Annotated in this window: 18 protein-coding genes and 1 pseudogene; 11 read left to right on the top strand and 8 right to left on the bottom strand. The window is 48.9% G+C overall.

The window, feature by feature from the left end:
* The first annotated feature begins 11 nt into the window (after positions 1-11).
* The 3 genes from AB3N00_RS16280 to AB3N00_RS16270 all read left to right on the top strand — a co-directional run bounded on the left by AB3N00_RS16280 (position 12) and on the right by AB3N00_RS16270 (position 3,181).
* Positions 12-818 (top strand): response regulator transcription factor, encoded by an 807-nt coding sequence (locus AB3N00_RS16280; protein ID WP_413035534.1) that lies wholly within the window; start codon positions 12-14, stop codon positions 816-818.
* Positions 819-881: 63 nt separating this feature from the next.
* Positions 882-2,249: a nucleotide sugar dehydrogenase gene (locus tag AB3N00_RS16275; protein ID WP_413035533.1), complete on the top strand. Its 1,368-nt coding sequence runs from the start codon at positions 882-884 to the stop codon at positions 2,247-2,249.
* Between the two features lie 26 nt (positions 2,250-2,275).
* Positions 2,276-3,181 carry a hypothetical protein gene (locus AB3N00_RS16270; RefSeq protein ID WP_413035532.1) on the top strand — a complete coding sequence of 302 codons (906 nt, stop codon included), beginning with the start codon at positions 2,276-2,278 and terminating at the stop codon, positions 3,179-3,181.
* A gap of 109 nt (positions 3,182-3,290) precedes the next feature.
* Here AB3N00_RS16270 and AB3N00_RS16265 read toward each other — a convergent pair whose 3' ends face one another.
* Positions 3,291-4,163 carry an AraC family transcriptional regulator gene (locus tag AB3N00_RS16265; protein WP_413035531.1) on the bottom strand — a complete coding sequence of 291 codons (873 nt, stop codon included), beginning with the start codon at positions 4,161-4,163 and terminating at the stop codon, positions 3,291-3,293.
* 441 nt (positions 4,164-4,604) lie between these two features.
* Between AB3N00_RS16265 and AB3N00_RS16260 the strand changes: the two genes are divergently transcribed.
* From AB3N00_RS16260 to AB3N00_RS16235, 6 genes are all read left to right on the top strand, one after another.
* Positions 4,605-5,807, top strand: a complete 1,203-nt coding sequence (locus AB3N00_RS16260) for an LLM class flavin-dependent oxidoreductase (protein ID WP_413035530.1) — start codon at positions 4,605-4,607, stop codon at positions 5,805-5,807.
* Between the two features lie 30 nt (positions 5,808-5,837).
* Positions 5,838-7,112: an ABC transporter substrate-binding protein gene (locus AB3N00_RS16255; RefSeq protein WP_413035529.1), complete on the top strand. Its 1,275-nt coding sequence runs from the start codon at positions 5,838-5,840 to the stop codon at positions 7,110-7,112.
* A 3-nt stretch (positions 7,113-7,115) separates the two neighbouring features.
* Positions 7,116-7,988, top strand: a complete 873-nt coding sequence (locus tag AB3N00_RS16250; RefSeq protein ID WP_413035528.1) for a carbohydrate ABC transporter permease — start codon at positions 7,116-7,118, stop codon at positions 7,986-7,988.
* Positions 7,989-8,031: 43 nt separating this feature from the next.
* Positions 8,032-8,847 (top strand): carbohydrate ABC transporter permease, encoded by an 816-nt coding sequence (locus AB3N00_RS16245; protein WP_175395649.1) that lies wholly within the window; start codon positions 8,032-8,034, stop codon positions 8,845-8,847.
* Positions 8,848-8,959: 112 nt separating this feature from the next.
* A complete protein-coding gene (locus tag AB3N00_RS16240) occupies positions 8,960-10,177 on the top strand; it encodes an MFS transporter (RefSeq protein WP_413035527.1) in 1,218 nt (405 codons plus the stop codon).
* Positions 10,178-10,700: 523 nt separating this feature from the next.
* Positions 10,701-11,288, top strand: coding sequence for a cell wall hydrolase (locus AB3N00_RS16235; RefSeq protein ID WP_413036056.1), 588 nt, complete (start codon positions 10,701-10,703; stop codon positions 11,286-11,288).
* 147 nt (positions 11,289-11,435) lie between these two features.
* Here AB3N00_RS16235 and AB3N00_RS16230 read toward each other — a convergent pair whose 3' ends face one another.
* Positions 11,436-12,305, bottom strand: coding sequence for a hypothetical protein (locus tag AB3N00_RS16230; protein ID WP_413035526.1), 870 nt, complete (start codon positions 12,303-12,305; stop codon positions 11,436-11,438).
* 173 nt (positions 12,306-12,478) lie between these two features.
* Between AB3N00_RS16230 and yaaA the strand changes: the two genes are divergently transcribed.
* A complete protein-coding gene (gene yaaA / locus AB3N00_RS16225) occupies positions 12,479-13,231 on the top strand; it encodes a peroxide stress protein YaaA (protein WP_413035525.1) in 753 nt (250 codons plus the stop codon).
* 183 nt (positions 13,232-13,414) lie between these two features.
* Here the strand turns inward: yaaA and AB3N00_RS16220 are convergent, their stop codons facing one another.
* A complete protein-coding gene (locus tag AB3N00_RS16220) occupies positions 13,415-14,635 on the bottom strand; it encodes a right-handed parallel beta-helix repeat-containing protein (RefSeq protein WP_413036055.1) in 1,221 nt (406 codons plus the stop codon).
* Positions 14,636-15,106: 471 nt separating this feature from the next.
* Positions 15,107-15,289 (bottom strand): annotated as a pseudogene (locus tag AB3N00_RS16215) (catalase); the annotation flags it as partial.
* Between the two features lie 236 nt (positions 15,290-15,525).
* On the opposite strand from AB3N00_RS16215, the gene AB3N00_RS16210 reads away from it, so the two are divergent.
* Positions 15,526-17,490, top strand: a complete 1,965-nt coding sequence (locus tag AB3N00_RS16210) for an ATP-dependent DNA helicase (protein ID WP_413035524.1) — start codon at positions 15,526-15,528, stop codon at positions 17,488-17,490.
* Between the two features lie 134 nt (positions 17,491-17,624).
* On the opposite strand, the gene cysK is transcribed toward AB3N00_RS16210, so the two are convergent.
* From cysK to AB3N00_RS16190, 4 genes are all read right to left on the bottom strand, one after another.
* The gene (cysK, locus tag AB3N00_RS16205; protein ID WP_413036054.1) at positions 17,625-18,575 is read right to left on the bottom strand and encodes a cysteine synthase A; all 951 of its coding nucleotides are present in this window, start codon (positions 18,573-18,575) and stop codon (positions 17,625-17,627) included.
* A gap of 202 nt (positions 18,576-18,777) precedes the next feature.
* Complete coding sequence (locus AB3N00_RS16200) at positions 18,778-19,158, bottom strand: hypothetical protein (protein ID WP_413035523.1); 381 nt, start codon at positions 19,156-19,158, stop codon at positions 18,778-18,780.
* A 390-nt stretch (positions 19,159-19,548) separates the two neighbouring features.
* A complete protein-coding gene (locus tag AB3N00_RS16195) occupies positions 19,549-19,782 on the bottom strand; it encodes a hypothetical protein (RefSeq protein WP_095290332.1) in 234 nt (77 codons plus the stop codon).
* A complete protein-coding gene (locus AB3N00_RS16190) occupies positions 19,779-20,816 on the bottom strand; it encodes a nucleotide-binding protein (protein ID WP_413035522.1) in 1,038 nt (345 codons plus the stop codon). Before AB3N00_RS16190 ends, AB3N00_RS16195 begins: the two co-directional genes overlap by 4 nt.
* Positions 20,817-20,885: the final 69 nt, after the last annotated feature.

Here is a 20,885-nt window from a genome sequence, read left to right as displayed (position 1 = left end):
TGGAAAAGAACATGCCTAATACGGCAACATTGCAGCGTGAGGCTGCCGTTAATGTGTACCAAAGTGTAGAACAGGGATTGATGGATACGGGTGCCGGATCATGCGGCTTAATGTTCATCCATTGCGGAGGAGGACAAGCCCAGCCGGAGCAGCAGGTCAGGAACTATCTCGAGCAAACGAGCGAGTTCGCCTTCCAGCTGTGGAAGGATGGGGCGACCCAGACGCTTGCGGTCCTGCTGCCTGGTTTGACACTGAATGAAGTTCACTATGAGGGGCTTCGCATCAAGCATGAGCTGCAGGAGACGGTCCCTGGGGCGGAGCCGCAGATTACGCTGGCGAGCTTCAAGGATAGTGAGCGTCCTTCGCAGGCGACCATCCAGCATATGGCTGAATCGGCGAAGCTGGTCGATGCCTCGGAGATTCACATCTACACGTCGGATAAGACGGCAGACGAGCCTGGGAAAATTTTGATTGTGGATAACGATCCGACGGTTCGTGAGTTTCTGCAGCTGCGTTTAAAAATGCAGGGTTATGAGACTTACGAAGCTGTAGATGGCCTGGCTGCGCTGGAGCTGATTGAGAAGGTAACGCCTGACCTGGTGCTGACGGAATTGAATCTGTATGGCATCGACGGTCTGCCGTTCATTCACCATATTCAGAATCTGGGAGTGAAGCATCCGCCCAAAATCGTTGTGCTGACCGAGCAGCGTGTCGAACAGACGATCAGCCAATGCTTCCGCAGCGGTGTGGACGATTATATGACCAAACCCTTCTCTCCCGTGGAGCTGGATGCACGTATTCGTCGCTGCCTGAACTGAGAAGATTATTTAACCGAACGGATTTACGGAACATTACAAATACATTAACCTGGAGGGAATATCATGGAGAATCAACAATTCCATACTTTACTGAATGCCATTGAAAACAAAGAAGCGGTGCTCGGCGTGGTCGGGCTCGGTTACGTAGGACTTCCACTTGCCGTGGAAATGGTAAATCAAGGCTTCACAGTAATCGGAATTGACCTGGATGCGTCCAAGGTCGACAGTATCTATAACGGAGATTCCTATATTCACGATATCTCGTCAGAGGAATTGAAAAAAGTGATGCAAACGGGCCGTTTTCAGCCCACAACGGATTACAGCATGCTGCGCGTCATTGATGCCCTGAGCATCTGCGTGCCGACACCACTTAGTGAAAATCAGGATCCGGATACATCCTACATCGAGACAGTGGTTGATCAGATCAAGCTGCACATGAAACCGGGCATGCTGATTACGTTAGAGAGCACCACGTACCCGGGTACGACAGAAGAACTGATTCAGCAGAAGCTGGACAAAATCGGCCATGAAGCCGGCAAGGACTATTTCCTCTGCTTCTCGCCTGAACGTGTGGATCCGTCCAACGGAAGATTCACCACGTACAATACACCTAAAGTCATTGGCGGGACAACGGAAGCCTGCCTCAAACTCGGAACAGCGCTGTATAGCAAGTATGTACAAACGGTTGTACCGGTATCTTCACCAAAAGTGGCGGAGATGTCCAAATTGCTGGAAAATACATTCCGCAGTGTAAACATTGCATTTGTGAATGAAATGGCGATGATGTGCGACCGCATGGGCATCGACATTTGGGAAGTCATTGATGCAGCTGCGACGAAGCCGTTTGGCTTCATGCCGTTCTACCCGGGCCCGGGTATCGGCGGTCACTGCATTCCGCTTGATCCGATGTATCTGTCGTGGAAAGCGAAAGGATTCCGTTTCTACAGCAAATTCATTGAGCTGGCGCAATCGACCAATGACAACATGCCATATTATGTTTTGAATAAAACATCAACCATTTTGAACGAGTACGCGAAGTCTGTTCGGAATTCCAACATTCTCCTGCTTGGCATGTCGTACAAGCCGAATATTGCAGACCTGCGTGAGTCACCGGGACTGGAAGTCTACGAACTGTTCAAGGAAAGCGGAGCGAATGTCAGCTATTACGATCCATATGCCGATTCTTTCCGTGACAAGCATGACGATACAGTGCACAGCGAAGCATTCAACCTGGAGCAATTCAGAAAGTATGATTGCATCGTGTTGATTACCAACCATAGAGATCTGCCTTATAGCGAAATTGCCGATTTGGGTGTGCCAATTCTGGATACACGCAATGCGTTCCGGACATTCACACAGCCACACATTTACAAAATTGGTCACTCGGTGCAGCATCCTGTGCTGGAACCAAGTGAAGCGTTGCTCGTCTGAGAAACAAGATGATTCGCTGGGGCAAGATGTCGGTGAGGACAAAATGGATTCTGCTGGCTCTGACCTTTTGCCTGCTGCTTTTGCCCTGGCTGTTCAAATGGTTTTCGGCGGAGGAGAAAAAAGCGACCTGGCTGTGGGATGCTTCCATCATTGCAGAACAGACCCCGGATATTATCTCCTTTTCCAAAGAGCAGGGTGTGGATGTCATTTTTCTGCAGCTGCAGGATGAAGTACCCGATGATACGTATCGCAAATTCATTGCGTCTGCCCGGCAGGCAGAAATCCAGGTGCATGCCCTGAACGGTCATGCCGATTGGGCCTATCAGGAAAAACGGGAAGAAGGACTCGCTTTTATCGAGCGGATTCGGGCGTATAATGCCGCTTCGGCCAAAAATGAGCGCTTCGAAGGCATTCAACTGGATGTGGAGCCTTACCAGCTGCAGCGCTGGGAAGATGAGCAGGACAGCGTAATTGCAGAGTGGAGTGACAACATGAAGGCCTGGACGACAGCCGGCAAGGATGCAGGGCTCTATATGAGCGCAGCCATCCCTTTCTGGCTGGATGCCCGCCAGGCATCTGAAGGCGGAGGCTCACTCAGCCGCTGGGTCATTTCCCAGTTTGATGCAGTCGCCATTATGGCATATCGGGATAGTGGTCAGCAGATGTATGATCTGTCCAGGGAAGAATTGGACGAAGCCGATGAGTTGGGCAAGGACGTGTGGATCGGAGCCGAGCTGGCAGATACCCATGAGGGTGAGCACCTGACCTTTTTCAGAAAGTCCATAAGCAACATGGACGAAGAGATTGCGAAGGTGTTTAACCTGGGATCGCCTCATTCCTCTTTTGCCGGAGTAGCTGTGCATCATTATGAAGCGTGGTACGCAAAGGAAAACGGTATTCCCCTGGCTCGCAAGAGCGATGAGAAGGAGTAACGGGTGTTATTGAAGAAAAGTATAGGACAGCAAAAGGCAAGTTTCCGGTTAATGGAGACTTGCCTTTTTGTCTTTTATTGATGACTGCTGCAGCACGGGACAGCGCGAATCAGTTTTTGCCGTTTTCATTTGTCCGATACCGATTGGGTGGCAGACCTACCTGTTTTTTAAAAGCTTTGGAAAAGGAAAATAAATCCGGGTATCCTACCGAATGAGCTACCTCGGTGAGGGTTAGCGGGGTCTGTACGAGCAGATGCTTGGCCTGATTCATTTTGAGCTGCTGGATATATTGCACAGGAGATAATCCATAAGCTTTGCGGAACTGTTTGGCAAAATGGGTTCGATCCACGCCTGCATGAGCAGACACACCTTCTACCGTGATCCCCCCAGCAAAATGAATATCCATGTATTCCTTGCCTTTTTGCAGCCAGGGAATAGCCGAATCAGGCTGCAGTCCCTTGGTGGCAGACGAACGTGCAACTCGGTCGAACAGGCCAAGAAACCGGGTGAGACGTCCCAGGTCGCTCGCACCCCCCTGAGGTTTGCGGACTTCCTCCATAAAAGCACGCATTCCACTTGCTGTCTCTGGAGTAAGTACGCCTGAACGGTGAGGGGAGTCTGGCGTAAGTCCAATCCGCGACAGCAGTTCAGCTGCATGGGTTCCATCAAACGCGATAAAGATTTTCTGCAGCGGCTCCTGCGGGTCAGTCCAGTATTCATGAGTGACATGCGGAAACAGACAGAATGCATCCCGGGCCCTGAGGGGGTAATGATGTCCGTTCTGAATAAATGTGCCCTCCCCCTCCAGCACAAACAGCAGGTAATGGTACGGTGTGGTACGAGGGCCGATATGATAGTTGTTCTTGGCTATATTGCGTCCGATTCGTATAGGCCAGGCGCCACCGGCTTTCTCGAATTCAGACGGAGTAAAAAAAATAATATCCAAAAACTCGTGGTGGTCCTCCTTCATGCTCTCCGTCATCAGGAACACCTCTTTTAATAAAAGTTTAATTTGTAATGTCTGTCATTTTCTCTTATAACCTATTATACAGGTGGGTTTTGTTTATATTCAAGATCAGGATGACTTATTTCTGTAAGTTGACCACAAAATGACAAAAACAAATTGTCGTAAAATGACATTGATCACAGACAAATCAATTGATATGATGTCCATACCTATTAAACCAAGTTAATTAATCGGCATTTACATTTATATGATTTTACAAATTTCAATGAGAATTAGGCCCAATCTTAAAATTAGTTAGTTATATACGAAAGTAGTGGAGGGGACGAAATCGATTATGAGGAAGTGTAACGCTCGCCTTTATCAGAAGAACGATTCGTCACCGGAATGGCCAATTCCCAGATGTCCATTTGATTTTTGAAATGGAACTTTATTTATCAACAGAGAGGAATGACTAGTGTGAGCGAACAGGAAGAACTGAAATTTGGATGGTTTTTGCCAACGGCTGGAGACGGAAAATATGTTGGGGTCGCCCCGGAACGGGAACCAAGCCTGGATTATTTGATTCAGGTGGCACAGACAGCGGAGACGGCAGGGTTTGAATTTGTACTGATTCCGACCGGTGGCGCCTGTCTTGATGCTTGGGTTGTCGGTTCTGCAGTAATGAGCCATACTCAAACGCTGCGTCCTCTCGTGGCCATCCGGCCAGGCTTGGTTACACCGGTGCTCGCCGCACGGATGGGAGCGGCTCTTGATCAGCTGTCGAGTGGACGCGCGATGATCAATGTCGTTACAGGCAGTTCAGTTCGGGATCTGGAGGGACTGGGAGATCCGCTGGCACATGCCCATGACGAACGTTATGTACGGGCGAGTGAGTATATGGACGTGATGAAGCGTTCATGGACCCAGTCGACCGGGCTGAACCTGACCGAATTTGCCGGAAGTGGTACCAAAGCGGACGCGGAAGCATCAAACGATGATAATCAGGAGTTTAACGGTCAATATTACCATTTTAAAGGACCGGTAGGCATGCCTGAAACGGTACAGAAGCCTTATCCGCCATTTTATCTGGGTGGAAGTTCACCTATTGCCAAGAGAGTTGCAGTAGAACATGCGGATACGTTCCTCATGTGGGGGGAACCGCACGACTGGATTCAGGAGCAAATTGAGGAAATTGAAGTGATCCGTGAACAGGTAAAACAGGAAACAGGGCAAGATCGCCAGCTGCGTTACGGTATGCGGGCACAGGTACTCATTCGGGATACCGAAGAAGAAGCTTGGGCGGCAGCGTGGGAGATTATTAGCAAGGTTCCACCTGAAGCGATTGAGAAAGCCAAAGCAGCTTTTGCGGAGACCGATGCAACCAACCAGCGCAGACAGAATGAACTTCGTGAATTGTCCGAGAAGCAGCAATTCGTGGTTGGCCCAAACCTGTGGACAGGCTTGTCCGTTGTTCGTTCCGGCGGGGCAATCCTCATCGTAGGCACGGCAGATCAGGTTGCCGAACGTCTGATGGAATACGCCGATCTTGGTGTGACCACATTTATTTTGTCAGGTTACCCGCATCTGGAAGAAGCCGAAATTTTTGGCCAAACCGTGATGCCGATTATTCGCAGCAAATGGAGTACAAGAAATGCGAAGCATCAGCTAAGCAACACCTAATTAAATCATTTACTCAGGAGGTCGTCTTTCATGAGAAAAAATAAAAAATTAATCCTTCCTCTGGTCAGTATGCTGGTCATGTCATTGCTGCTGTCCGCTTGCGGGGGCGGGGATAATTCTGCAGCAGGAGAGAACGGCTCCTCCGGTTCAGGCAAAGTTACCATCAGCTTCATGCACTGGCGGGGTGAAGATGCAGAAGCGCTGAACAAGACCATTGACGCGTTTGAAAAGGAAAACCCGAACATACAGGTGGAGATGCAGACGCTTCCTTCCGACCAGTATCAATCCACGGTGCAATCCAAAATTAGTGACGGTTCAGTAGGGGATGTATTTGCGTCTTTCCCTGGTGCACAGTTCGAAGCCTTTACGAAAGCAGGATTGTTCACGGACCTGACAGGGTCATCCTTTCTGTCTGCCTATAACTCCAAGCTGATTGAGGCAGGCCAGCTTGATGGCAAGCAATATGCCATACCGTATCAGCTTGTGTACAACGATCCAATCTACAATGTGAAACTGTTTGAAAAATATGGACTAACACCACCGAAGGATTGGGAGAGTTTCCTGGCACTCTGCCAGACGCTGAAAGACAACGGCATTATCCCGATCGCCTTTGCCGGCGCGGACATTGGTCCAGGTCAATTCATGAACACCATGGTTATGAATAATGCACCGAGTGACGACATTTTTACCAAAGTGGAAGCCGGGGAGGCGAAACTGACGGATGAGTTTTGGGTGAAAACACTCACACAGATTAAGGAACTGAACGATAAAGGCTACTTCCAGCAGGATGCACTGGGTACCAAAGATCCGGCAGCGGGGGCGCTGTTCATTCAGGAAAAGGCAGCCATGCTTGCAAGTGGTTCCTATCAGCTGGCTCAGAACAAGCTGCAAAACCCGAATCTGGAGCAGAAGCTGCTTGCACCGATCACGGTAAGTGCAGACCAGGCGAAGTATGAAGGGGTTCATACTACAACATTCATGCTCGCGGTAAACAGCAAGTCCAAACATCCGGAAGAAGCGAAAAAATTCATCGAGTTTCTGAGCAAACCGGAAGTGGCAGGAGATTATGCCAACTCGACGGGACAAAACGTGACCGTAAATGACGTGAAGTACGATTCTGCAGAGCTACAGGTTGCCGGAGAGTGGGCGAGCAAAAAAACCGTGTTCCAGCCGCGGTTCACCATTCTGAACGGGGATAATCAGAAGGCAGTCACGAACTCCATTCAGGCCGTGCTTAGCGGGACTTCCCCTGAAGAAGCCGCCAAGCAGGCGCAAGCGATCATTGATCAGCACATCGGGAAGTAAGCGATGAAGAACCGTATTCAGCTATCCCTGTTTCTGTTACCTGGGTTGCTGCTGTACGTGGGACTGTTCGTATTTCCTACATTGACGGGGCTGTTCTACTCCTTTACGGATTGGGACGGGGTATCCCCGTCGTATGCGTTTGTAGGGCTGGATAACTATAAGGACAATCTCAGCAGCATCGTCTTTCGCAAGGCTTTTGGCAACAACGTTGAATTCATGTTGACGGTGGTTATTGCCCAAACCTTTATTTCACTTGTTCTGGCCCTGTTGCTGGTTAAAAACACCAAAACACGTGTCGTACTTCGTGCGCTGTATTTTCTCCCTGCCATTTTGTCCTCCGTATCGGTTGGACTGATCTGGGCCTTTATGTATGATCCATCCATTGGATTGATTAACTATGGGCTGAACGGAGCTGGTATGGAGAGTCTTGCACGAAACTGGATTGGTGATCCCAAAATTGCAATCTACTCCATTGCAGCGGTACAGGTCTGGGCACATGCCGGACAGATGATGATTGTGTTTATCGCGGGTCTGCAAGGCATTCCTGCTGAACTCTATGAGGCGGCTCGAATGGATGGCGGAAGTAAATGGCAGGTATTCCGTACCGTGACCTGGCCGCTGCTTGCACCTTCGGCCACGATTGTCGTTGCTTATACAACGATTCAATCGTTTAAGGCATTTGACCTTATTTTCACCATGACGGACGGAGGTCCGAACTACGCTACTGAAATTTTGACAACCTATATCTATCATACCGCCTTTGGCAGCTATTCATTTGGTCTCGCTTCTGCGGGTTCAATGATCTTCCTGGTTCTGCTGGCCTTGCTGACGTTCGTGCAGTTCAAGGCGCTGCGTGCCGACCGGGTAAGCTATTGATGCAGGAACGTTCGTCTCGCACAAGAGGCAGAAGGGAGTGCATATGTTTCTAAAATGGTTCAATCGCCTGATCTTGTTAGTGTACGCGATGCTGATCATCGTGCCGCTGTACTTCGTCTTTGTATCATCATTCAAAACAAGCAGTAACTTCTTCACCAGTCCATTCAGCTGGCCTGATCCGTTTACGTGGGATAACGTTACGGGCATGTTTCGCAATCAGCCGATGTGGCAATATTTCGGAAACAGCCTTGTCGTGACGCTGGGTACGGTTGTGATTGAATTGCTGCTGAGCAGCATGATCGCTTATGCCATTGTCCGCTGGGGCGGAAGTGTGGGCAAAATCGTATTCGCCTTGTTCGTGGCGGGCCTTATCGTTCCTTCCCAGGTCAGCATGCTGCCGATCTATTCCCTTACGCGTACGCTGGGATGGTCGGACAGTCTCACGGGATTAATCGTTGTATCAGCCGCGATGCTGATGCCTGTTTCCGTATTCATGCTGACTGGATTTATGCGTATGCTAAATGCCGAAATTCTGGAGGCGGGCAGCATGGATGGAGCGAGCGAGTGGCGGCTCTATACACGGATTGCGCTTCCGCTTGCCGCACCTTCACTCGCTGCAACGGCTACGTTCCTGCTTGTCATGGTGTGGAATGACCTGCTTATTCCGATGCTGATGCTGAGCAGCAAATCCAAGCTGACGTTACCGCTGGCACTCATGCAGTTCCGCGGGGAGTATGTGACCAACTATCCGATGATGCTGACCGGGGTGCTGGTGACCGCCATTCCGATGATTGCGCTGTTCATTTTGCTTCAGCGTTATTTTGTTGCAGGTCTGACAGCGGGTTCACTTAAGGGGTGAGCTATTGAGTGATGGTGGGCATGAGAGCGTATTTTTCATTGATTTCTGGATCATTCTGCATAATAATGGTTTAGTGTCAGAATGACTACATAGAGATCAAGGAGCTATCGTTATGACTAAACTGGAAGTGTTGCGGAATCCCAAGCAGCGCAAGCTGCTGTTCAGTGCCGGCATGAGCTGGCTGTTTGATGCAATGGAAGTTGGCATGATCTCCTTCATCGTGGCGGCCCTCGCCAAGGAATGGAGCCTCAGTCCCGGACAAGTCGGTGTGCTGACCAGTATCAACTCCATCGGTATGGCACTGGGTGCATTACTTGCGGGTGCCCTGGCTGACCGTTTTGGCCGTAAGGCCATCTTGATGTGGACCCTGCTCATCTTCACGATTGCGAGCGGGTTATCTGCCCTGGCGACTGGCTTTGCCGTATTGTGTGTACTGCGCCTGATTGCAGGGATCGGACTCGGTGGAGAACTGCCTGTAGCATCCACGCTGGTATCGGAGTCCATGCCAACCGCGGAACGCGGCCGTGCCGTCGTGCTGCTGGAGAGTTTCTGGGCTGGAGGCTGGATTGTATCGGCGCTTATTGCCAACTTCGTCATCCCGGAATACGGATGGAGAATTGCATTTGCCATTGGTGCCGTTCCGGCGTTCTATGCCCTGTATCTGCGACGTGTCATTCAGGATCCGCCGCGTTACAAGCAAAACAAGACTATCCGGAAGACAACGTTCCGGGAGAAGGTGGCTGCGGTCTGGTCTGCTCCGCATCGCCGGACAACCATCATGCTCTGGGTCTTGTGGTTTACGGTGATTTTCTCGTATTACGGCATGTTCCTATGGCTTCCATCGGTCGTGATGGCCAAAGGCTTCACGCTGGTCAAAAGCTTCCAGTACGTGCTGATCATGACCTTGGCGCAGCTGCCAGGTTACTTCACAGCGGCTTATTTTATCGAGCGGTACGGACGAAAATTCGTCCTGGTCGTTTACCTTACACTGACGGCAGTGAGTGCGATTGCTTTTGGTCTCGCAACGACCGAAGCGGCGATTCTCACCGCAGGCATCTGTCTTTCTTTCTTCAATCTGGGGGCATGGGGTGGTCTGTACGCGTATAGTCCGGAATTGTATCCGGATTCGGTTCGTTCAACAGGCGTGGGTCTTGCCACATCGGTAGGCCGCATCGGGGGCGTACTTGCTCCATTGATGGTCGGCATGCTGGTTCAGCGTGAGGTAGAAATCAGCCTGATTTTCACGATTTTCTTCGTGACGATCCTGATTGGTGCAGCGGCTGTGCTGTTCCTCGGCCGGGAAACCAAGGGTCAGGAACTGACGGAGTAATGTAAATAAATACAAGCGCAACTTTTGTACGGGTCTGCCTTCCTACGGAAATGACAGGCTGGACAAGCGGAAAAAGGTTGATATAAGAAGAGGCACGACCCTGATATGACCATGGGCTCATGCCTCTTTTTGTTGTATTCAAAGCCCTGTTTTTCATGCTCCATCGGTCCGATAGACGGCACTTTGGCTATATCCTATAATGACACTCGGGATGTCCATAAGGGAGGGTTCAGGGGAAGATATGGAGTCTGGACTCAGAATAATGGAGGTTAATTAAATCATGAAGAACGATATTAAAATGGATCAAACGAATAAAATGAATGAAAAGAATAATGTGAGTGGAACAAAAAGTGCCAATGAACTGATTAAAGCTTATAGGTTAGAATTATGTAAAAGTGCTGGAAACATGGAACCTATCACCGTGAGTCGGTCAGTAACTCATCAGAGGGGGAAAAAGGCTGGCAAAAGAGCAGGACGAGTCAGTGTGCTTCTCGGTGCCTTCGCGATGGCTCTCGGTCTCACGATGGCAGCTCCGTCTGCGGGAGCACAGAAACTGGAGCAGGGCGTTCAAAGTGAGCATGTACTGCAATTGCAGGAGCAATTAAGTGATCTGGGATACTTCAATGCCGGATTGACCGGATATTACGGTTCCATTACCAAAAGCGCTGTACGCAAGTTCCAGCAAGCTCAGGGGCTGAGTGCGGATGGGATTGCAGGTCCGGCAACACTGAACAGGTTGAACAAGAAGGCCAAAGCCGAAGGTGAGACGCTGCGTCAGTTGGCTAAGCTGATCCACGGGGAAGCGCGCGGGGAATCCTTTGAAGGACAGGTTGCTGTAGGGGCCGTCGTCTTGAATCGTGTGCAATCGGACGCATTCCCATCCTCCATTCCGCAGGTGATTTTCCAGAAAGGGCAGTTCACTGCGATTGACGACGGTCAGTTTAATCAAAAGCCGACGCAGACCTCCTACCGCGCAGCTCGCGCGGCGCTAAATGGTGCAGACCCCACGAACGGGGCGCTGTACTACTATAATCCGAAAATCGCTACTTCCGTATGGAGCAAAAGCAGGCCGACGTTGCTGACCATTGGGCAGCATGATTTTACGCAGTGAGATAGCTTGAGAAATGCAGGACCATAATTGAATATCATACTGAACCCCGGCTGTGCCCTGCTGAATGCAGAAGCGTTGCCGGGGTTTAACAATTATTTTATTGCGGACAAATGATATCTTACCATTGAAGCAAATATAAGATTAATATTACTTTTGGACTGTGAAAGGAATATTCAACGAAGTAGGCTCTACAATGGTTTCTCCGGAGTCGTAGTCATAGATTCTATTGAAAACCAATTCAATGGATTCCAGATTGTCGGGGTCATCTGTATATACTAAACCATAGCCCATATTATCCATGACTACGCCGTCATATTGATGATAAACATAGGGTTTCCTCATGAAATTACGATCTGCTGAGATGGGATTACCCGTGTTCGGATGAATGGAATTCAAACCGTAAAATCCGATATTTTGATCCGTTGTATTTTCTACACTGTAGATGATTTTGATATAAGTCATATCAGGACCGATATCTTCTTGATTCAGAATAGAAATGTTTTCACGGGAATCCTCAGGAATCTCACGAGCCTCTAATAATTGAATATCCATAATATGAATAGTTAATGGTCCGAATTCAATACTTTGCTTCAGAGGGACAGCGTTTAACAACTTGAGTTGTCCGCCGTAATCAAATGTACCTGTATCTCCGGGTTCAGATAGAAGCGGAGATGGTGCACTTTCAAAAAGCTTGTCCTGAAGATCGCTGGCGGCCTGCTCGAATGGATTATAATCTGGCTTAAATCCTTTGTATGTTAGTTCAGACCGGAAAGGCTTTAAACCGGATTCTAAGACAAGTTCAGAATCAGCAGGGTGAGGCTGTAATGGATTGATTTCCAGTTGTGTAGATGTGGCATCATTGGAGCTGCCCGAACCGCCCAAAAGTGCGAGAGCGAGCAGTAATTGAACAATAAACATAAAAAGTGGCACCCTTCCTCTTTGTGAAATATGAATTAATACATCGTATTTATAATCATAACAAAACAGCTCATGGTGACCATGAGAATATGGGCCCAACTTCAGCTAATAGCATATTGATAAGTTTTTCTTTGGTCTAGTAGCAAGGGCCTACTCCAGACAAAGCGGGTTTGAGACACGAGAGGATAATGTGCTCACCATTTCATTCGTCTGGCCAATCCTGTACAATGAATAACGATAAAAACAACTGTAGATTAAGGATGATCAGCACGATGAGAATTATCATATCACCTGCCAAAAAGATGAAGATCGATACCGATCTTCTGACCAGCGAGCAGATGCCGCATTTTATAAACGAGTCAGAACAACTACTGAGTCTGCTTCAAAAATTAACCTATGACGAACTCAAAGCGTTGTGGAAATGTAACGATGCAATTGCCGAACTAAATATGGAGCGGATTCGGAATATGAATCTAAAGACGAACCTTACGCAAGCCATCTATGCCTATGAGGGCATTCAGTATCAATATATGGCGCCTGGTGTTTTTCAACATGAGGAACTGGCGTATCTGGAGCAGCATTTGCGAATATTATCTGGTTTTTATGGCATGTTACGGCCTTCGGATGGAGCTACACCCTATAGGTTGGAGATGCAGGGCAAGTTGCAAGGTCCAGGGTTTAGCTCCCTCTATCAATTTTGGGGCAGCAAATTAGCAGATCAGCTTCAGTCGGAAAGCAACTGTATTCTGAATTTAGCTTCCAAAGAATATAGCAAAAACATCACGCCTTTTCTGAGCGAGGAAACCCGGTTTATCACTTGTGTTTTCGGACAAATGGTCGATGGGAAGGTTGTTGAGAAGGCAACCCGTGCCAAGATGGCCAGAGGCGAAATGGTACGGTATATGGCAGAGCGCAAGATTACAGATGTGAGGGATATCAGAAACTTTGATCAGTTAGATTTTTGTTTTTCAGAAGAGCTATCCGACGAGAGCACGTATGTTTTCATATACCCAGGAGGAAAGTAGTCTGTTGTACTACTTTTGCTTTTAAATGTACATATTGTGAGCAGTTTGTTGTCACGTTTGGATAAGCCAGCTCAGAACTCTTACCGGGCAACTATTTTTCAGCAATTCAAAAATCCCCTTCTTCAATACCACCGATTGGGCTGGTATGAGAAGGGGATTTTGCTTTTAATTTCTTATTATCTTTTAGCGTGCACCAATATTCGTACCTGAAGGCGTACCTGACCCAATGAGATCACTGCCGCCCGCAAGCTTCAGGAAATTGCCCAGCACAGGTGTTCCATCGCTGCTGCGGGTTACTGAGGGCACAAGGGAGACAAAGTCGGCTGCGCTTGCAAGCAGGCCTTTGTCGTTCACGCTCTTTTTGTTTTTCCACCAGACGTTGGTACTGCCGACGTCCGTTCCGCTTGTTTTGTCACTGGCACCGCCTTCGAAGGACAGGTTGTTCGTGAAGATATGTGTGCCTACATCGAAGGCAAAGTTGCTTTGTCCATTTTTCCAGGACGTGTTGTTTTTCATCTGAATGGAGCCAGGGTTGCTGTTATACGTGAAGCCATGCTTTTTATTATTGAAGGCAATGCTGTTCTCCACAATATGATTCACGGCGATTTTCTCCCCGCCCAGTTTGAAGCCGTTTCCGTCACTGTCGGTGGTGGAGGTACCGTCCGAAGTCGCACCATTGGCGTACGCAATACTGTTGCGGATGGTAACGACACCAATAGCACCCGTATCCGTTTTGCTGTACAGATCCCATCCATCGTCCACATTGTAGGCGGCAATACAACCATCGAAGAGATTGCCTGGGCCTACCGTCAATTTGGCTGCAAAACCATCTGCATCCTCGCCATTATCGGGATCGTAATTGTCATGGGAATAGGACCGGATAACCTCATTGTATGCAGGCCATTCACTCTTGGCGGCGGTGGAAGCATATCGCCCCAGCTGAATGCCTGTATCCCGATTATGATGAGCTTCAATCTGTTCCAGGCGGTTGTAACTGCCCCCGATAAAGATGCCATTGTCGCCGGCCCCCTTCACTTCAAGCCCTTTAACGAGCCAGTAATCGCCGAACATTTGCAGGCCCCGATTCGTGGAGGCGAAGGCTTGGGCCGAGAAATCGAAGACAGGCTTTTCCGATCCGTAGGCGACCAGATTTTTTCGCTGTCCCGATGTACCGCTGTTGCCTCGTTCAATTGTAACCGTTTCCGAAAAATTGTAGGTTCCACCGCGCAGATAAATTGTTTTGCCTGGAGCGATCTGGGTCAGGGCGTTCGCCAATGTTGTTGGACTTTCGAGCGTCCCTGGATTGCTTGCCGATCCGTTAGGAGCTGCGTACAAGTCACCAGCAGCAAGTATGGCAGTGGGTGCAGCTACGGATTCAGAGGGATTTGTCACGCCGTTCTCCATGAGTTCCACCGCACCAGCTGATCCACTACTGATCAATAATAGAGGAAAAGCGGCACTCAGGCAGATGTGGGCCATTTTCGATTTCAACGAACGTTCAGAGCGTGCAGATGCATGAGCAGAAGAAAAGGGAAATAATTTCATTACGCAAACCTCCTTGGTTAATGGACATGGAATTCGTTGTGCACAGGTTCATGGTAAATGTTGTAAGCGTTATCATCAATAATCATTTGATTGGGTGAGCTATACAAGCTGATGCGTCAAGCATTACAGCCCTGAACGTAGTCTGATGAAGTGGGATGGTATAATCCTCTCATTAGCTGATAACCTTGATTTAACGAGCAATCGTCCAAATTGAACGTGGAGAGGAACCAATGATCTGAGAAATGGCATGAGAAAAATGCATGATCCACCGAAATGAACCTGCAGCTATTTTAAAAGTGGAGAGCGTACTAGTGTAAATGTGAAGTTTTCCGCTTTAAATAGGGCATGAGCGCCAGCGCCACGGGCATGGGCAATCCGCTCAGGAATGCGTTCGCGGTCAAAATGGGTGATTTTTTTGAGAAAGTGATCGTTCTCCAGTGTAGTTGGTCCCTGGCTGCTAACGGTTCGAACATTTTCATTATCTGTGATGGGATGACCCTGCCAATCCGTTAATTTCTCTTGTGCTGAGTCTGGGGAATGCGCTGGTTGTGAACAATGGTTATTCATGGAGCACCATTTTCCTTATGATGGATTCGAATGTATATTTTTTTCTAAATTATATATCCATCGTCGTAAAAAAAGCTTGTCACCCACTTCATGACGTGGGATAATTAACTTTTGCCCAGCGGCCTTTATTGAACGGAAACAGGATAGGGACCGCTTGTATAAGAATGGAGGCTGACCAAGGATTGTCTACACAACGTTATCCTTTTGCATATGATCCGGCAGAACCTTTTGTATCCCGTTTGGGGGAGTGGGTTGCCGATGTGTTTTACGATATTTTGCCAGAGTTCGGCTTTGAGGTACGGGATGAACAGATTTTTATGGCGTACCAGCTCGAACGGGCCTATGGAGATAAAAAGACCATTATGGCTGAGGCCGGTGTCGGAACAGGCAAGACGTTAGTCTACCTGCTCTACGCGGTCTGTTATGCGCGTTATACGGGCAAACCGGCAGTGATTGCCTGTGCCGATGAGTCATTGATTGAACAACTGGTGAAGCCAGGCGGAGATATTGCGAAGCTGGCTCAACATCTTGATTTGGAAGTGGATGCCCGTCTCGGCAAGTCACCTGATCAATACGTTTGTCTGAACAAATTAAGTGCGGTGCGATTCGCGGATGAGGATGCGCCTGTCATTGAAGAAGTGCATGAGAGTCTTCCGGATTTTGTGAATTCGCCGGGTACGCTCCAGGCTTTTCATCCGTACGGTGACCGTAAACAGTATCCGCATCTGAACGATCGTCAGTGGAACAAAATCAACTGGGACCCGTTCCAGGATTGCTTCGTTTGTCCGAAGAGACAGCGCTGCGGCTTAACGCTGTCGCGTGACCACTATCGCCGCTCCAAGGACATCATTATCTGTTCCCATGACTACTACATGGAGCATGTGTGGACCTATGAGGCTCGTAAACGCGAGGGACAACTGCCACTGCTGCCAGATCACAGCTCGGTTGTATTTGATGAAGGGCATCTGCTGGAAGAAGCAGCCCTGAACGCACTGAGCTACAAACTGAAACACCGCATCTTCGAGGAACTGGTAACCCGGCTCCTGGAAGGGGAGATTCGTGAATCGCTTGCCGAACGTGTAGATGAAGCGATTGAGAGCAGTGAACGACTGTTTGCGCTGTTGGATACGTACACGGTGGCTATTCCCGGATCGGATCGGAAGGAAGTTCGGGTGGAGGCACCGCTGCTGCGTGAGATTGAACGCCTGACCAGTGTGCTGGATGCCATTGGCGAAGAGTTGGTGTTTGAGAGCGGCTTGTTCTCGCTCGATGGTTATCAGATGCGTGTTGTGGAAGAGCATTTGGACATGATTCAGACCGCGCTGTCCCTCTTCCGCAAGGAAGACGGGTACATCTGCTGGGCTGAAGAGAATGAAGATGAGACGACATTGTCCATCATGCCACGCACGGTAAAGGAAATTCTGAACGAGCGTGTGTTCAATACAGGCATCCCCATCGTATTTTCTTCCGCGACGCTATCTGTGGACAATTCGTTCCGTTATGTGGCAGACAGCCTGGGAATTAATGATTTTGTATCCTTCTCCGTTGCTTCTCCATATGACTATGCGGACAAAATGCAGATGAGAATTACAGATGAAGCCAAGCCAGGTCACCCGGAAAACGAAAATCGATTGCGGGACGCGGTGTCCTTGCTCCAGGAGAGCGGAGGCCGTGCACTCATTTTGTTCCGTACCATGGAAGAGCTGCGCACATTTAAACAGGACATTGTTCATATCCCTGAAGCCCAAGGACTGCGCTTTATGTACGAGGGAGATCGGGAAATCAGTGACTTGATCGCGGCATTCCAGCAGGATGAGGAGAGTGTGCTGTGCTCCGTCAATCTGTGGGAAGGGCTGGATGTTCCAGGACCTTCATTATCCAATGTCATGATCTGGTCGCTTCCATATCCACCACAGGATCCTGTATTTAACGCAAAACGCAGTGCATCGGAAGCGCCTTATGAAGAAATCGATCTTCCATATATGCTCCTGCGCGTGAAACAAGGTCTGGGACGTTTGATCCGGACGAGCAGTGATTCGGGTTCTGCGGCCATTCTTGATGAATCGCTGTATACCAAAAAGGAAGCCAAAGACCGCATTGCAGCCCTGCTTCCCAAAGGTGTCGAATGGACGACGCTGACACACTAATTTCGTATATTTTTAGAAATGGAATGGCTCCTTACCGAAATAAGTTCCTGTTCTCTGTGGATTAACCGTCTGTAAGAGAGCAGCATCTTATTTTGGCAGGAGCCATTTTTTTGCGAAGAGTTCTTTTTGTGATGTTAAAAAATACCCATGCTCAGATACCGTTCCCCGGTATCCGGCGCAATGCAGAGCACGCGGTGCCCCGGCCCCAGTTCCTTCGCAATGCGAAGGGCGGCCCACACCGAAGCACCGGATGAAGGGCCGAGCAGCAGCCCTTCTCGGGCAGCAAGCTGCCGCATCGTATCCAGTGCATCCTCATCGGACACCTGGATAATGGAATCCCACACGTCGGTGTTCAGAATGTCCGGTATGAAGCCGGGACTTGTACCGACGAGCTTGTGCGGCCCGGGCTCGCCACCGGACAGCACGGGTGAACCTTTGGGTTCCACCGCATAGATCCGGATGCCCGGCAGCTGCTTGCGCAGCTCTTCTCCGGTTCCGGTGATGGTTCCGCCCGTTCCCGCGGTGGCAATGAAGGCGTCGAGCTTGCCTTCCATCTGCTGCACAATTTCGGGTGCGGTGGTAACCCGGTGAATGTCCGGATTGGCTTGATTCTCGAATTGCTGTGGAACGAAGCTTCCCGGAATGTCAGCGTGAAGCTCCTTCGCTTTGCGGATCGCTCCAGGCATCCGTTCAGCCGCAGGAGTAAGTACTACATCTGCACCGTAGGCTTTCAGAATATTGATGCGTTCCTTGGACATATTATCCGGCATGACGAGAATGGCTTTATAGCCTTTGGCAGCAGCATTCATGGCAAGGCCGATCCCGGTATTGCCGCTGGTTGGTTCGATGATTGTGGCCCCGGGGAGCAGGAGTCCTGCGCGTTCAGCCTGAAGGATCAGGTTATAGGCGGCTCGGTCCTTGACGCTCCCGCTTGGATTGAAATATTCCAGTTTGACATATACGTCAGCAGAGTCATTACCTGTGAGCCTGTTCAGTCTTACAGCGGGTGTCTGGCCGATCAGTTCGGTGATATCTGCGGCAACGCCAATATATCTGGATGTTTGGTTAACCGAATTCGAATTCATAAAGTACAGCTCCTTGAGTGATGAGACGTATGAAGGAATTTCAACCATGGAAGTCTGGGCGCCTAATAATATGCGGCAGGCTTTTGGTGTTTTGAGATGAAAACAACTCAGGTCTGGATGGGGTGCATAGTCAATGACGTTCCATTCCATCTTAATGAACCCGGCCTTCCGTGGTCAACCTGTATTCCAATTTAAGCTATAGTCACTGCGTCAGATCAATGTTCAGATGCAGGCTGAGTTCTTGTTTGACTTCATTACGTGCGAATGTCCACAGCATGTAGAATCGCTGCCAGTATCCTCTGCACAGGTAGATCGTTTCAATTCCTTCCGTTTCACGTTTCTCTTCAAGAATCTTGACACCACGTTTTCGCATCTGTTTGCGAACCACCAGCATTTCTTTGAGTACTTGATTTTGAATGCGGGTTAGGGACAGGACGTAGACTTCAGGCATTTTCAACAGCAGTGTTTCCAGAGTGCGAATATCCCGTTCAAGCACATCCAGCAGCAGGGTACGTACAACAAGGCCTTTAACCAAACGGTGGTCTTCATCCGCAGGGGATGGGGCGGAAGAGGAGGATGACATACATTCACTTCCTTAACCTTGAATTCGAACATGTTTTGTATTTACAGAACATATGTTCTTATATTATAATCAATATATGCAATGATGATACAGAATACAACCGGGAAAAACTGGAATGGTTTTTCTGCAGGTCATGTACGACGATTGAAGACAGGAAGATCAGGACAAGCCAGCACCAAAATTAGGTATAATTTTTGGGTTTTGCAGGAAACCTAAGGACGTAAAAGAATAGCTGATGCTTCCGGGAGTTAAATTTGCGATCTTTCCATCACGTTGTGGGAAGAGGGCTAGAACCCAACAAAAGTTTCCAATAAAAAAGCCCCTGCCTTGGGCGGCGGGGCCTACATGACTGCCGATTCAGCGGCAGGCTTGAGAACGTTGCTTAGAATGTTAAGCTAAATATTGGGGCTTCTCGTACAATGCTTCTTTTTCCAGGATGACCTTATAAGGTCGTTCCTTCCCCTTCAGAGAAGGGCCAATCGTAATTAGCGGTACGGCCGGTTTGTGGAAACGATCTTCTTCCTTAGGTTCCGGAACCGGTCGTGATGATTCTGGCGCAGAACTGAGGCGTACCTTTTTCTCGCTGCCCCAGCGCTTGCTTATTTTTTTCATTTCCGGTTTCATTCCGGTTCGCCTCCTAACAAATCGTTGATGGCGTTAAACAGTTGACGATTTTGTAAATCAATCTGTTGAAATACCGCCTCATCCGCTTCTATATGTCCAATAATATGAACCGTAATCACATACCTCTTGGCTACAGGATAGCATAGCAGATATTCTTTCTCAAGGTAATCGTCATACAGGTTAATCTTGATTTTATTTTCGCGGTAAGAATCAATGACCAGAATGCGCTTCGGGTCATCTGGCTGCATGTCGTCGTTGGCAGACAGTTCATATTTTCTCCCCGGTTCTCCTACATTACCACATAATTGCTCGATATAACCACTGTCATCTGTCCGGTATATGGCCGTACCACGTACTGCGAATGGAGGTTGAGATACAAAGGCTGTACGAAGGGCATCGCTCATCCGGTCAAGCATGACGGCATCGGCTTTGCGTACCCGTAGTAATTCTCTGAAGAATCGCAGCAGCTTGAGCAATTGCAACCGTGCTTCTCCTTCAGCCACTTTATGCTGGGTGATGATTTTTTCCAATTCCGGATCACTCCAGCGTCCCTGTTCTTCAATACTGTCAGCGATTTTGGAACATGCGACTGAGACAGCTGGCGCCCACTTCCCATCTGAACGAATTTCGTAGACCAGTGGATTTAATCCCAACAGATCTGTAGGCATTCGCAATCCTTCAACTTTTGTGGCATCCTTGATGTCCGTAATATCCTCAGGAAGAATGAAAAAAATACGCTTTCGTCCCAAGCGGCCCATAAACAGACCCATTTCCAGCATTGTATTATCCCGGACCGATGCATAGTACTTCCCGCGAATCTTGGATATGTCATCCGGATGAAAGATAAAAATGGCAAAGTCAGTCGTGCGCACCTCAGTTTCCAGATCGTCCATGGTATAGCTGCTTGGATTAAAAACACCGGAGTACCAAGGAGTAACCTCGGCAGAGAAACGCAAGTTTTCGTGTACTGCGGCTGCAATCGGCTTCGCTTCCAGCGAGCAGCCAATAAAGACTCTTGGCTTTAACGTTTTCATCAATCCGCCTCGCTTAAACGGTAGTGGGAATCAATTGTTATATTATACCATAAAAAGCAGAGTAAGTTT

This window comes from Paenibacillus xylanilyticus (assembly GCF_047246825.1).
GTDB lineage: Bacteria > Bacillota > Bacilli > Paenibacillales > Paenibacillaceae > Paenibacillus > Paenibacillus xylanilyticus_B.
This window is presented reverse-complemented; position numbering and strand designations above follow the sequence as displayed.

What these genes read in the sequence shown, in the direction of transcription:
- AB3N00_RS16275 (WP_413035533.1), top strand. Translation starts at nt 882, where the DNA reads ATGGAGAATCAACAATTCCATACTTTACTGAATGCCATTGAAAACAAA.
- AB3N00_RS16195 (WP_095290332.1), bottom strand. Translation starts at nt 19,782, where the DNA reads ATGAAACCGGAAATGAAAAAAATAAGCAAGCGCTGGGGCAGCGAGAAA.
- AB3N00_RS16240 (WP_413035527.1), top strand. Translation starts at nt 8,960, where the DNA reads ATGACTAAACTGGAAGTGTTGCGGAATCCCAAGCAGCGCAAGCTGCTG.
- AB3N00_RS16220 (WP_413036055.1), bottom strand. Translation starts at nt 14,635, where the DNA reads ATGGAGAACGGCGTGACAAATCCCTCTGAATCCGTAGCTGCACCCACT.
- AB3N00_RS16190 (WP_413035522.1), bottom strand. Translation starts at nt 20,816, where the DNA reads ATGAAAACGTTAAAGCCAAGAGTCTTTATTGGCTGCTCGCTGGAAGCG.
- AB3N00_RS16200 (WP_413035523.1), bottom strand. Translation starts at nt 19,158, where the DNA reads ATGTCATCCTCCTCTTCCGCCCCATCCCCTGCGGATGAAGACCACCGT.
- AB3N00_RS16255 (WP_413035529.1), top strand. Translation starts at nt 5,838, where the DNA reads ATGAGAAAAAATAAAAAATTAATCCTTCCTCTGGTCAGTATGCTGGTC.
- AB3N00_RS16265 (WP_413035531.1), bottom strand. Translation starts at nt 4,163, where the DNA reads ATGACGGAGAGCATGAAGGAGGACCACCACGAGTTTTTGGATATTATT.
- AB3N00_RS16250 (WP_413035528.1), top strand. Translation starts at nt 7,116, where the DNA reads ATGAAGAACCGTATTCAGCTATCCCTGTTTCTGTTACCTGGGTTGCTG.
- AB3N00_RS16280 (WP_413035534.1), top strand. Translation starts at nt 12, where the DNA reads ATGCCTAATACGGCAACATTGCAGCGTGAGGCTGCCGTTAATGTGTAC.
- AB3N00_RS16235 (WP_413036056.1), top strand. Translation starts at nt 10,701, where the DNA reads ATGGCAGCTCCGTCTGCGGGAGCACAGAAACTGGAGCAGGGCGTTCAA.
- AB3N00_RS16245 (WP_175395649.1), top strand. Translation starts at nt 8,032, where the DNA reads ATGTTTCTAAAATGGTTCAATCGCCTGATCTTGTTAGTGTACGCGATG.
- AB3N00_RS16270 (WP_413035532.1), top strand. Translation starts at nt 2,276, where the DNA reads ATGTCGGTGAGGACAAAATGGATTCTGCTGGCTCTGACCTTTTGCCTG.
- cysK (WP_413036054.1), bottom strand. Translation starts at nt 18,575, where the DNA reads ATGAATTCGAATTCGGTTAACCAAACATCCAGATATATTGGCGTTGCC.
- yaaA (WP_413035525.1), top strand. Translation starts at nt 12,479, where the DNA reads ATGAGAATTATCATATCACCTGCCAAAAAGATGAAGATCGATACCGAT.